General features: G+C 71.0%; 9 protein-coding genes, 1 tRNA gene and 1 pseudogene. 6 read left to right on the top strand and 5 right to left on the bottom strand.

The features are described from left to right. The 3 genes and pseudogenes from CCN56_RS15955 to CCN56_RS15945 all read right to left on the bottom strand — a co-directional run. Positions 1-306, bottom strand: a pseudogene (locus CCN56_RS15955) (cellulose-binding protein); the annotation flags it as partial. 160 nt (positions 307-466) lie between these two features. Beyond that, positions 467-3,109 (bottom strand): SUKH-4 family immunity protein, encoded by a 2,643-nt coding sequence (locus CCN56_RS15950; protein ID WP_086827512.1) that lies wholly within the window; start codon positions 3,107-3,109, stop codon positions 467-469. A gap of 7 nt (positions 3,110-3,116) precedes the next feature. Beyond that, on the bottom strand, positions 3,117-4,115 hold the full coding sequence (locus tag CCN56_RS15945) for an SMI1/KNR4 family protein (protein WP_086827510.1): 999 nt from the start codon (positions 4,113-4,115) through the stop codon (positions 3,117-3,119). 247 nt (positions 4,116-4,362) lie between these two features. Between CCN56_RS15945 and CCN56_RS15940 the strand changes: the two genes are divergently transcribed. Next, the gene (locus CCN56_RS15940) at positions 4,363-4,875 is read left to right on the top strand and encodes a YwqJ-related putative deaminase (RefSeq protein ID WP_086827506.1); all 513 of its coding nucleotides are present in this window, start codon (positions 4,363-4,365) and stop codon (positions 4,873-4,875) included. A gap of 10 nt (positions 4,876-4,885) precedes the next feature. Beyond that, entirely contained in the window at positions 4,886-5,377 is a 492-nt protein-coding gene (locus tag CCN56_RS15935) for an SUKH-3 domain-containing protein (protein ID WP_086827504.1), read from the top strand. Between the two features lie 32 nt (positions 5,378-5,409). Here the strand turns inward: CCN56_RS15935 and CCN56_RS15930 are convergent, their stop codons facing one another. After that, positions 5,410-6,723 (bottom strand): sensor histidine kinase, encoded by a 1,314-nt coding sequence (locus CCN56_RS15930; RefSeq protein ID WP_086827508.1) that lies wholly within the window; start codon positions 6,721-6,723, stop codon positions 5,410-5,412. A gap of 115 nt (positions 6,724-6,838) precedes the next feature. On the opposite strand from CCN56_RS15930, the gene CCN56_RS15925 reads away from it, so the two are divergent. From CCN56_RS15925 to CCN56_RS15910, 4 genes are all read left to right on the top strand, one after another. Further along, complete coding sequence (locus CCN56_RS15925) at positions 6,839-7,711, top strand: hypothetical protein (RefSeq protein ID WP_086827502.1); 873 nt, start codon at positions 6,839-6,841, stop codon at positions 7,709-7,711. A gap of 11 nt (positions 7,712-7,722) precedes the next feature. Beyond that, a tRNA-Gln gene (locus CCN56_RS15920) sits at positions 7,723-7,796 on the top strand. 119 nt (positions 7,797-7,915) lie between these two features. Further along, positions 7,916-9,361 (top strand): bifunctional UDP-N-acetylglucosamine diphosphorylase/glucosamine-1-phosphate N-acetyltransferase GlmU, encoded by a 1,446-nt coding sequence (glmU, locus tag CCN56_RS15915; RefSeq protein ID WP_086827501.1) that lies wholly within the window; start codon positions 7,916-7,918, stop codon positions 9,359-9,361. Positions 9,362-9,482: 121 nt separating this feature from the next. Further along, a complete protein-coding gene (locus tag CCN56_RS15910) occupies positions 9,483-10,457 on the top strand; it encodes a ribose-phosphate diphosphokinase (RefSeq protein WP_030690291.1) in 975 nt (324 codons plus the stop codon). Positions 10,458-10,527: 70 nt separating this feature from the next. Here the strand turns inward: CCN56_RS15910 and CCN56_RS15905 are convergent. Continuing rightward, a partial coding sequence (locus tag CCN56_RS15905) for a S8 family serine peptidase (RefSeq protein WP_086827499.1) occupies positions 10,528-12,463 on the bottom strand: 1,936 nt, incomplete at its 5' end.

The raw sequence follows: 12,463 nt of genomic DNA, 5'->3' as shown, positions 1-12,463 counted from the left end.
CGCCGCGTCCGCCGCCTCCGCGAGGGCCTGCGCCTCCGCCTCGGCGGCCCGTACGAGCTTCTCGTCCTCCCGCTCGGCCAGTTCCAGGATCTTCTGCGCGCCCTCGCCGAGGGACTCGTACCGGTGCGGGACGAGCTGCTTGACGGCCAGGCGGAGCCCGGCGGCCTCCGTCTCCATCTCCTTCGCGAGGACGGTGAGCCGCGCCGCCCGCTCCCAGGCGGCGTCGCGCTCGTCGGAGAGCGCGGCGAGGTAGCGGTCGACCTGCTCGGGGCGGTACCCGCGCCCCCGTCCGACGGCGAAACTCATCCCTGACGCCCCTTCCCGTTGGCCTCGAACAACCAGGATGCGCCATCAGAACGGACAAAAGACGCCCAACGTGCACACACGTCGAGCGCCTTTCATCACATTCGGTCTACCCCTGCCTACAGAAGACGTAGAGCAGACCCGGAGCAGATCTCAAGCAGACCTAGAGCAGGCCGTCCCACATCTGTTCGAGCAGCACCGACCACCAGTTCTCCGGCGACGACAACGCCGCCGGATCCAGCATCGCCAACTGCGCCTGGAAATCGACCGTCCAACGGCCCGCCTGCTCCGGGTTGAGCCCGAACCGCAGCCGCCACATCCGCCCGAGCAGCGCCATCGACCGCGTGAACTCCGGCAGCCCCGTGTTCACGAACTGCGGCGGCACCGACTGCCCGCCCGGACCGGCCTCCACCGGCACCGCCACGATGTGCGCGGTCCCGTACTGGACGCAGATCGCCCGGCCGAAGTCCGAACCGAGCACCAGGTACGAACTCGCGTCCGGCGCCGCCTGCACCTGCCGCTGCGCCGCCAGCTCCGCCAGCGTCGGCACCACCGGCACCGCCGGCTGCGCCCAGAAGAACGGACCGAAGTCCGCCGGAAGCCCCGCCCACACCAGCGTGCGCGCCACGATCTCCGGCACGCCCTGCCGGGACACCGCCCGCTGGTCGAACCGGAGGATCCCCGGACCGAACGCACCCGCCAGCTCCTGCGCGATCCCCTCCGGGGGGATCGGCGGCGCCGGCTGCACCTGCGGCAGCGGCGCCCGCACCGGAGCCGGACGCGCCGGACCGTCCGCGACCTGGTGCAACTCGCCCTGATGGGTCAGGAGTTGCTGCATGCCCTGCTGCCGGCCCGCGTGATCACGGCCGTACGGGGCGATGCTCGTGATCCGCGCCTGCGGCCACGTCTCCCGGATCATCCGCGCGCAGTAACCACCCGGCAGCTCACAGGACGCCAGCTCCGTGTGGAGTTCGAGCACCTGCTGCGGCGGCACGTTCATCGCGCGCAGCTCGTGCAGGATCTGCCACTCCGGATGCGGGGTGCCCGGCGCCGAACGCCGGATGATCTGCGCCTCCGAACCGTCCGGCGCCCGGTAGCGCAGCACCGCCTGGTAGCCGGGCCCGACCATCGGCTGGCCCGCCGGCTGCGGATAGCCGTACGCCGGGGGCACGGGACCACCCGGAGGAACAGGACCGGGCGGCACGGGACCCGGAGGTACGGGACCGGGCGCGGGCGGCGGCGTGTGCCCGCCGTGCACCGGCGGCGCCGGAGCGGGCGGAGGCGGCGGACCGGCCGGACCGCCCGGACCGGGGTGCGCCAGCATCGTCGCGGCATGCGCGATGCCGCCCGCGGGCGTACCGCCGCCCGGCACGCCCGGCGGCGGCGGGGGCGGCGGAGGCGCACCCGGACCGCCCTGGTTCGGATGCGCCAGCATCGTCGCCGCGTGGTGCACCGGCTGCGGCGGCGTCACCGGACCCGGCGGGGCCGGCGGCGGACCGGGCGGACCCGGCTGCGCGGGCACGGGCGGCTGGGGCCCGTCCGGCCCGAGCTGCGACACCAGCTGCGTGGGGATGTACGCGTTGGAGCCCGACGAACCACCCGGCACCCCCGGAACCCCCGGCGGCGGAGGCGGCGTCGGACCGCGCCCGGCCTTCGGCGGCAGCGCGGCCTTGCTCGTCGCGGCGCCCGCGATGTCCCCGGCACCCGACGCCGGGGGCGCGGGCGGCGGAGGCAGCGGCGCACCCGGACCGGCCTGAGCCGAAGCCTGGCCCGGAGCCAGAGCCGGAGCCGGAGCCGGAGTCGGACCCGGAGCCGGCGAAGGCTGGGGCGCGGGCGCGACCGCCGGCGTCGGCGGGGCCGGGGGCACCGCGCCCGGAGCCGGCGCGGCCGGGTCGAGCCGGGGCGCGATCGCGGTCGGGGGCAGCGCGCTGCCCCCCTTCATCAGGGCGGTCGGCGCGTCCGCGCCCACCACCGGCGGCGGGGCGTCCTCGTCGTCCGTCCCCGACAGCGGCGGCGCGAAGACGGTCGCGGGCAACGGCACCGCCCCGTCCACACCCCCGGAACTCGCGTTCGCGTCCACCCACGGGCTGGACGACACGGGAGCGGGAGCAGGCGGAGCCGGCGGGGCCACCGGCGCGGGCGTCGCCGCCGCAGAACTCTCCGCCGGAACGCCGTCCATCGCCGTCGGCTCGTACGCGTCGTCCTCCGGAGCAGCAGCCGCGACGGGCTCCGCAGCCGGAACCGGAGCCGTAGCGGCCTCCGAAGAAGAAGCAGCAGACGAAGCAGAAGAAGAGGCAGAGGAAGCAGACGGGGCAGAGGAAGCAGACGACGCCACCGAAGCCGAAGGCGTCACCGCATCCACCGCGTCCGACGCGTCGTCCACCGCCGCCGACGCACTCGCGCTCTCCTGCGAGGCGTGCGACTCCTCCCTCGGCAGCCCGATCTTGTCCGCCGCGTCCTGCAGCCACTCCGGCGGACTCAACAGGAACGACGTCTGGTTCAGATCGATCCGCGCCGCCGGCACCGCCGCCTGCGCCGGAACCTCGTCCGTCGCCCCGTACTCCTCCTCGTACCGCCGGATCACCTCACCCACCGGCAACCCCGGCCACAGCGTCGCCTCACCACTGCGCGCGATCACCAGACGCTGACGCCCGCCGTCCGACGTCGGACCGCCCTCGCGGTCCTCCGCCCACACCACGAACCCCAGCTCGAACTCCCGCACCCGCACCTCACGGTGCTGATACGCCGGCAGATCACCGTTGATCCATTCCTCGGCGCGCTCCTGCGCCTGCGCGAACGTCACCACAGCCAGCTCACTCCCCCACCGGGACCACGGGCACGGCACGCGCGAAGCCGCCGTCCACCATCAGGTTCGCCACCGTCTCCAGCTCCGGCGGATTGCCCGCCAGACGCCCGAGGAACGCGTCGAAGTCCGCACCACAGGGCAACAGCAGCCGCTCCACCCGCTCGTTCACCGTCCAACCGGCCGCCACCTCGCCGGAGTCCCGCGCGTCGTCGTACGCGCAGAACCACACCGAACCGACCGCCGCACCCCGCACCTTCAGCGCGATCAGACCGCCCTGAACGAACGCGACACCCAGATAGTCCTTCGTCAGATGGTCACGCAGACACTTGTTGACGTAGACGAGGTCATTGACCCCCGCCTCCTCCCGCACCGTGAAGAACGGCTGGTCGACCAGAAGCCCCAGCTCCGCGTCGAGCGCCGCCCCCACCGGAGCACACCCGCCCGCCGCCTTCAGGAAGGAGCGGTACGCCCCCGGCAGCCGGTAGCCGAGATCCTCCTCGACACCCTGCAACTGCTGCTCCGACACCGACACCCGGCCCTTCGGCAGCCCGAAGTGCACCGGCCGGGTCTCCTGCAGCGGACGCGTACCCCGCTTCGACTGGTCCACCGCAGCCGTCGCCACCCCACCGTGGTGACGAAGGAGCGCCTTCACCTCGACCGGGACCAGCTCCATCCGCCGCGACCGCGCCACGTGATGCCAGGTCCAGCCGTGCGGCGTCGCCACCGCCGGGATCGCGTCCCACAGCTCATGACCCGTCGCCGCCATCGCCGCGTTCGCCGACACGTAGTCCGTCAGACGCAGCTCGTCGACACCGAAACCCTCCGGCGGATCGGCGATCTCCGCCGCCGCCCGCGCGTACGGCGAGAAATCCGGGTAGCCGTGCTCGTCCACCCGTACCCCCCTGGGGTGACGGGAAGCACGCACCGGATCCGGGAAATGCACGACCTGCCCGGCGTAGGCCGCGTTCGGTGGCGCGGTGTCCTGCCCGAGCCGACCTGTCGTCATGGCGGTTGCCCCCTGCACTGGCGTCGCTGACTGCTACTACCGACTGATCCCGCACAGCCTATGCGCTGCCACAAGACCCCGAACGGCCCCCGCCCGACGGTGACCGAATGTCACGACGCCATGACAGCCCCACCATGATTCCGACACACCGAAGACGCGTTTCGCCGCCCCAGCTTCCCCATATGGCTCCCTATTTGGCAGGCTGTCCACGCAACTCGGGGGATTGCAGGAGGGGAAGACCAGCACCATGCACACAGCAACAACGCCCACACAGGGTGACCCACGCCTCAACTGGAGCAGCGACGCCGAGACCGGCCGCGCACCCTTACTGCGTCACCGCCGCGACGGAATCCTCCCCACCGTCGGAGCCGCCCTCTCCGTCCGCGGTGAAACCCTCACGTGCACCGCGGGCCGCGGCGACCGGCCCCCCGTCCTGCACGCCCTCGTCCAGGACTTCCTCGACACCCTCACCAGCAGCCAGCGGGAACGCTTCACCGGCCGCTGCCCCGAAGCGATCCTGCTCTCCCGGCACCTCACCGCCACCGAGAACAGCCGCTCCAAGCGCGCCCAGCGCAAACCACTCACCCACAGCGAGGCCCGCCGCTCCCTCAAGCACGCCAAACTCACCGCACGACGCATCCGCGAGGACGGCGACCCGCTCCACGGCAGCTACGCGGCACCCTGCCGCTCCTGTACGGCGATGCTCGCCCACTTCGGTGTCCGCACCGTCGACCCCACCACGCCTGTCGAGAACGGCTGACCGCACACCCATGCCCGACCACCTCAGCACCACCCGCTTCCCGGTCAACGTCGACGCCGCCCTCCGCGAGGCCGGCTGGCAACCCGGCCGCTGGGACATCAAACTCGCCGAAGAATGGGCCGACACCCTGCGCGCCCACGTCTCCCCCGCAGGCCACCGGCACAGCGTCTTCCCCGCCGCCGTCGAAGCCTGGGCCGAATTCGGCGGCCTGCGCATCACCGCACCAGGACACGGCCGGCAGATAGCACCCGCCGCCGTCCGCTTCGACCCCCTCGCGGGCCTCCACCTCTCCCGCACGCTGGCCGACCTGGGCCGCGCCCTCGACACCGAGCTCGCCCCGCTCGGCGAGGAGGGCGAACACCAGGCCGTCCTCGCCATGGACATCGAAGGCCGCGTCTACAGCCTCGACCACGCGGGCGACTGGTACCTCGGCAAAGACATCGACGCGGCCCTCTCCACCCTCATCACGGGCGCCCAGCCGACCCGCCTCACGGCAGGCTAGGGACTGTCCGATCCTGATCCGCCGGACAGGCCCTAGGCGGACCCCGTCGGCAGCACCGCCGACACCTTGAACCCACCAGCGTCGGTGGGCCCGGACACGAACACACCTCCGAGACGCAGCACCCGCTCCCGCATCCCGACCAGACCGTTCCCACCGCTCGGCAGCCCCGCATCGGCCACCGCCGCATCCGACGGCCCGTTCTCCACCTGCATCGCGACCTCCTCGTCCCGGTGCGCCAGACGCACCACGACCTTCGCACCCGCCGCATGCTTGTGGACGTTCGTCAACGCCTCCTGCACCACCCGGTACGCCGTCCGCTCCACCTCCGGGGCATACGGACGCACCGCACCGGCCACCACCAGCTCCACGACCGCCCCCGCGAGCCGCGACTGCTCGCACAGGGCCTCCAGGGCATCCAGACAGGGCCCGTCCTCGGCGGCGGCCTCGGCGGCGGCAGCAGCGGCCCGCCCCACGGCGGCCAAGGGCACGGCGGCAGGAACGGCGGGAACGGCCTCCTCCCGGAGCACCCCCAACATCTCCCGCAACTCGGTCAGCGCCTGCCGCCCCATGTCCCCGACCAAGGCCGCATTCCTCACGGCCTTCTGCGGATCCTTCAACGCGACCGCCTGCAACGCCGCCGCGTGCACCACCATCAACGACACCCGGTGCGCGACGACGTCGTGCATCTCCCGCGCGATCCGCGTCCGCTCCTCCTGCCGCGCCCACTGCGCCCGCTGCTCGGCCCGGTCCGCGAGCAGCGACAGCTCCTGCTCCAGCGAGTCCGCCCGCTCGCGCAGGCTCTCCATGAGCCGGCGCCGGGCCCCTGTGTAAAGCCCGAAGAGAACCGGCGGCGCGTTGAGCCCGAGCGTCATGAAGAGCGCGACGCTCGGCACGTACCAACCGCTCGGATCGATGGTCGGCGACCCCTGGTCGACCTGGGCGACGTCCTGCCGCATCCGCACCACGGTCACGACGAACACGGCGAGCGTCGACATCCCGGCGAGGGCGGCCGTGATCCGCCGGGGCACCTCGGAGGCGGCGAGCGAGTACAGCCCGACGATCCCCATGAAGAAGCCCATCTCGGCCGGCGCCACGGCGATCGACACGAGCACGACGACGATCGGCCACCGCCGCCGCACGAGCAGCACGGACCCGACGACCAGCCCGAACAGCACCCCCACGGGCACGGGCAGCGAAGCCTTGTCGGCGAACCCGACGCCCTCGACGGCACACTCCAGCGCGGACACCAGCGCGAGCCCGACGTCGAGCACGGCGCTGCGCCGTCTCCCCCACCACCACCAAGTCCCGACGCCCTCGGCGTCCCGGTCTGCCCCCGTTGTGGTCATACCCACCACCCTACGGGCGAGGCCGACCGTCAACGCCGTGGACACCAGTCCCTCGAACTGTTGAATCGACCGCATTTTCGATCCGGATGTCCGCATTCCGGACGATGGTGTTCGTATGACAGCCGCCACCAGCAAGTACGCGGACTTCGAAAGCCTGCGCCAGCAGGCGGTCGCCCTCCGTCGCGAGGGCCTCAGCCGGCGCCAGATCCGAGACCGCCTCCACGTCGACAACAACGACATCCTCAACCGCCTGCTCGAAGGCGAACCCCCGCCGGAATGGACGAAGCGCCCGAACGCGAAGGACGACCTCCGCGACCGGGCCAGGGAGCTCCGCCTCCAGGGCATGACCTACGACCAGATCCAGGTCGAGCTGGGCTGCTCGAAGAGCTCGATCTCGCTGTGGGTACGGGACCTCCCGAAGCCGGAACGGAAACGGACCCGGGAGGAGGCGTCGGAGATCGCCAGGCGCGGCTGGGAGGCAACCCTGCGCCGACGCGACGAGGAACGGCAAGCCATCAAACGCGCCGCATCCGAGGAGATCGGCGCGATGTCGGAACGCGAACTCTTCCTGCTGGGCGTCGGGCTCTACTGGGCGGAGGGCACGAAGGACAAGCCGCACGCCCGCCGCGAACGCGTGACGTTTGTGAACAGCGATCCGGGGATGATCCGGGTCTTCAGCGCTTGGCTCGACCTCCTCGGCGTTGAGCCCGAGCGGCGGAGGTACTACGTGATGATCCACGAGACCGCCGACGTAGCCGGAGCCGAGCAGTACTGGGGTGATCTCGTCGGCGTCGACTCCTCGACATTCGGCAAGACGACCCTCAAGCGCCACAACCCGCGAACCAACCGCAAGAACGTGAACGATGACTACCACGGCTGCCTGGCAATCCGGATCCTCGGCAGCGCCGATCTGTACCGTCGCATCGAGGGGGCCTGGTACGGCATAGTAGGGGCCGTCCCGATCCCCCAGTCAGGGAATCGGACATAACGGGCGAACTATCCCGGATCGTCTAAGGGCAGGACAAATGGTTTTGGTCCATTGAATGAGGGTTCGAATCCTTCTCCGGGAGCCACAGCACACAAGAGCTCGGTTCGGGTCCTGACCGTCCAGGTCAGGACCCGCACTCATGTCCGCCCCCTTGCCCCCCGGTATCCTTCGTGCGTCCACCACCCAAAGCCGAAGGGCATTCCCGTGAGCGCCAACCGCCCGGCAGCCGTCGTCGTCCTCGCAGCGGGTGAGGGCACCCGCATGAAGTCGAAGACCCCCAAGGTCCTGCACGAGATCGCCGGGCGTTCGCTCGTCGGGCACGTCGTGTCCGCCGCCCGGGAGCTGGAGCCCGAGCACCTCGTCGTCGTCGTCGGGCACGCCCGGGAGCTCGTGAAGGAGCACCTCGACGCGTACTACGCCGGGACCCGGACCGCCGTCCAGGAGCAGCAGAACGGCACCGGGCATGCGGTGCGGATGGCGCTGGAGGAGCTCGTCGAGACGCCCGAGGGGACCATCGTGGTCGTCTGCGGTGACACTCCGCTGCTGTCCGGGGAGACGCTGAAGGCGCTGGCCGACACGCACGCCGCCGACCGCAACGCCGTGACCGTGCTGACCGCCGAGGTTCCGGATTCCACCGGGTACGGGCGGATCGTGCGGGACGCGGACGGTGCCGTCACCGAGATCGTCGAGCACAAGGACGCCTCCGCCGCGCAGCTCGCGATCCGGGAGATCAACTCCGGTGTGTTCGCGTTCGACGGGAAGCTGCTCGCCCAGGCTCTGGGCCAGGTGCGGACGGACAACAGCCAGGGCGAGGAGTACCTCACCGACGTGCTGTCGATTCTTCGCGAGGCGGGTCACCGGGTCGGGGCGTCGCTCGCCGGTGACCACCGCGAGATCCTGGGCATCAACAACCGGGTGCAGCTCTCCGAGGCGCGCGCCCTGCTGAACCAGCGGCTGCTCGAGCGGGCCATGATGGCGGGCGTGACGGTCGTGGACCCCGCTTCCGTCTTCGTGGACGTGACCGTGACCTTCGAGGCCGACGCGGTGATCCTGCCGGGTACGCAGCTGTACGGTGCGACGCACGTCGCCGAGGACGCCGTGGTCGGTCCGAACACGCGCCTGACGGACGTCAGCGTCGGCAAGGGCGCGCGGGTGGACAACACCGTGGCCTTCTCCGCCGTGATCGGTGAGAGCGCGTCCGTGGGGCCGTTCGCGTACCTCCGCCCCGGGACGAACCTCGGGAAGAAGTCGAAGGCCGGTACGTACGTCGAGATGAAGAACGCGACGATCGGTGAGGGCACGAAGGTCCCCCATCTGTCGTACGTGGGTGACGCGACGATCGGCGAGTACACGAACATCGGCGCCGCGAGCGTGTTCGTGAACTACGACGGCGAGGCGAAGCACCACACCACGATCGGCTCTCATTGCCGTACGGGTTCGGACAACATGTTTGTGGCTCCCATCACCATCGGGGACGGGGCCTACACCGCCGCGGGGTCCGTGATCACGAAGGACGTGCCGGCCGGTTCGCTCGCCGTGGCCCGGGGCCAGCAGCGGAATATCGAGGGTTGGGTGGCCCGGAAGCGGCCCGGCAGTGCTGCCGCGCAGGCCGCTCAGGTCGCCTCTGAGGAGTCCGCCGGCGAAAGCTGACCGGAAACGGGTACGTCGAACTCGGCGTACCGTGATACGTGCACACAAATTCGGCTGGTTCGCACGCGCGCACGGGAGCGCGAGGGTCGCGGCCAGAGAACACGTCTGAGGAGACAGTGCTGTGACCGGGATCAAGACGACCGGCGAGAAGAAGCTGATGCTCTTCTCCGGCCGCGCCCACCCCGAGCTGGCCGAGGAGGTCGCGCACCAGCTGGGTGTCGGTCTCGTTCCGACCAAGGCGTTCGACTTCGCCAACGGTGAGATCTACGTCCGCTTCCAGGAGTCGGCGCGTGGCGCGGACTGCTTCCTGATCCAGAGCCACACGGCTCCGATCAACAAGTGGATCATGGAGCAGCTGATCATGATCGATGCTCTGAAGCGGGCTTCCGCCCGGAGCATCACCGTGATCATTCCGTCGTACGGCTATGCCCGTCAGGACAAGAAGCACCGTGGTCGTGAGCCGATCTCGGCGCGTCTGGTGGCGGACCTGCTGAAGACGGCGGGTGCGGACCGCATTCTGACCGTGGACCTGCACACGGACCAGATCCAGGGCTTCTTCGACGGTCCGGTGGACCACCTGTCGGCCCTTCCGGTCCTGGCGGACTACGTGGGTGCGAAGGTCGACCGCGAGAAGCTGACGATCGTGTCTCCGGACGCGGGTCGTGTGCGGGTCGCCGACCGTTGGTGCGACCGTCTGGACGCTCCGCTCGCGATCGTGCACAAGCGTCGTGACAAGGACGTCGCGAACCAGGTGACGGTGCACGAGGTCGTCGGTGACGTGAAGGGCCGTGTGTGCGTCCTGGTGGACGACATGGTCGACACGGGTGGCACGATCTGCGCCGCCGCCGACGCGCTGTTCGCGCACGGTGCCGAGGACGTCATCGTGACGGCCACGCACGGCATCCTGTCGGGTCCGGCCGCGGACCGGCTGAAGAACTCCAAGGTGAGCGAGTTCGTGTTCACGGACACGCTGCCGGTGCCGGGTGCGCTTGAGCTCGACAAGATCACGGTGCTGTCGATCGCGCCGACGATCGCGCGCGCGGTGCGTGAGGTGTTCGAGGACGGTTCGGTGACGAGCCTCTTCGAGGAGCACTGAGCCGTAGGCGTAGAGCCGAGAGAAGGGCCGCTTCCCGTGGGAGGCGGCCCTTCCGGTTTCTGCGGACCGTCTACCGGGCGATGGTGAAGACCGGCGACGTGAAGGTCTCGGTGTCGGCCGGGGCGGTGCCGAGCGCCTTCAGTACGGTCAGCCGCAGGACGTACTGCCCGTTGGGCACGGTGATCGGCGTGTTGCCCCTCCTCGTCTCACCGTTGAAGGGGAAGTAGTAGAAGGCGTCCTGCGTGGCGTCGCGCGCGAGGTACTGCAGGTCGACCGCCCTGCCCCAGTTGCGGCCGTTGTCGGCCTGGAAGACGTCGATGCGCAGTTGGCGCGCCGGGTGGTCGAGGTGGGCGAGCACGTACGGGATGTTCTGCTCGCCGGCCATCGAGAAGGTCGCGGAGGCCGGCGGCACCTTCTGGAAGTCCGCCCCGGCCAGTCGCGCGAGCTGGGGGAGGCCGCGGGTCGTCGGGGTCAGGACCGGGATCGACTGGTAGTCGCCCTTGAAGCCGGTGTAGGGGACGCGGAAGACCTGGCCGGGGTCCTGGGTGTCGGTGAAGGTCAGGTAGCCGCCGTAGAGGCCGCGGTCCGCGAGCGAGGCGGGCGCCGTGATCGTGGCGGTGACGGTGGCGCTGCCGCCGGGCGGGACGGTCACCTGGGTGACGGGGTTCCCGCCGGAGGTGAAGGCGACGCCGGCCGCGGCGTCGTGCTGGGTGACCTGGTGGGTGTTCGGTCCGGTGGCGCGTGCGGGCGCGTGGGTGAGCTGGTAGGTCCGCGCCGCGTTGGTCTGGTTGCGGACCGTGAGGGTCCGGGTGGCGGGTCCCGTCTGGCTCTCGCCGAGCGAGAGCTTGCTGGGTTCGATCCGTGCCTTCGCGAGGACCGCGCCGGGGATGTCGAGCATGCCGCCGCCCTGGCGGTGCACGTTGTCCAGGGCGCCGGCGGCGCCGGCCTGTGCCTTCGGGTCGGCGGTGTTCTGCAGGAGGGTGCGCACGGTCCCGGGGGACGTGCCGGGTTTGGCCTGCAGCAGCAGGGCGACGCCGCCGGCGACGTGCGGGGACGACATGGAGGTGCCGCTGAGCGTGGCGTAGCTGCCCTTTTCGACGGGGTAGGTGGAGCGGATGAAGCCGCCGGGGGCTCCGAGGTCGGGCTTGAGCACGAGGTCGGGGGTCGGCCCGTACGAGCTGAAGTCCGAGATCTGGTTGGCGGTGGCGTTCGGGAACGAGGCCCTGTCCGCGGTCCAGGTCATGGTGACCGGTCCGGCGGCCAGCCGGCCGTCGATCAGGGCGCCCTCGGTGTCCGAGACGGCGACGACGGGGATGGTCAGGGCGGGTTCGCCGGGGGTGCTGCCGGAGAATCGTCCCGGCCTGTTGTTGTAGATCACGACGCCGGTCGCTCCGGCGAGCTCGGCGTTGAGTGCCTTGGTGTGGAAGGGGCAGGTGCCGCGTCGGACGAGGGCGACCTTGCCGGTGAGGCTGCCGGCCGGTAGGGCGGCGCAGGCGTCGTCGGCCGTGGTGGGCGTGCCGGTCCGGGCCATGGGGAAGCTGCCGCCGGTGGGCGGCGGCGGTGCGCCCTGGAGGGGGTCGTATCCGATCTTGGTGCCGTCCGGGGTGATGGTGAAGTACGGCAGGTTGGTGTGCGTGTTGTCGAAGGAGGCGACGCCGATGACCTGGTTGCCGACGCCGGGGGCGCCGGCGGAGTAGAGGCCGTTCGTGCCGTTGTTCCCGATGGACGCGACGACCGGGACGCCCCTGCGGACGAGTCGGTCCGCGCCCTGGGCGACGGGGTTCTGCGGCCAGGCGTAGTCGAAGCCGATGGAGATGTTGACCACGTCGACCCGGTCGGCGTAGGCCCGTTCCAGCGACTGCAGGACGATGTCGGCGGTCGTCTCGCCCTGGCATCCGAAGACCTTGTAGGCGCGGAAGGTGACGTCGGGTGCGACGCCGGTGACCTGGCCCTTGGCCCCGACGATGCCGGCCACGGCACCCACGTGGCCGTCGCAGTCGTCGGGG

Origin of the sequence: Streptomyces sp. NRRL B-24572 (assembly GCF_002156145.1) — a bacterium.
In the GTDB taxonomy this organism is placed as follows: domain Bacteria; phylum Actinomycetota; class Actinomycetes; order Streptomycetales; family Streptomycetaceae; genus Streptomyces; species Streptomyces vietnamensis.
This window is presented reverse-complemented; position numbering and strand designations above follow the sequence as displayed.

Bases quoted from the DNA above. Each gene is read 5' to 3' on its own strand.
- CCN56_RS15940 (WP_086827506.1), top strand. From the start codon at position 4,363: ATGCACACAGCAACAACGCCCACACAGGGTGACCCACGCCTCAACTGG.
- CCN56_RS15945 (WP_086827510.1), bottom strand. From the start codon at position 4,115: ATGACGACAGGTCGGCTCGGGCAGGACACCGCGCCACCGAACGCGGCC.
- CCN56_RS15925 (WP_086827502.1), top strand. From the start codon at position 6,839: ATGACAGCCGCCACCAGCAAGTACGCGGACTTCGAAAGCCTGCGCCAG.
- CCN56_RS15930 (WP_086827508.1), bottom strand. From the start codon at position 6,723: ATGACCACAACGGGGGCAGACCGGGACGCCGAGGGCGTCGGGACTTGG.
- CCN56_RS15935 (WP_086827504.1), top strand. From the start codon at position 4,886: ATGCCCGACCACCTCAGCACCACCCGCTTCCCGGTCAACGTCGACGCC.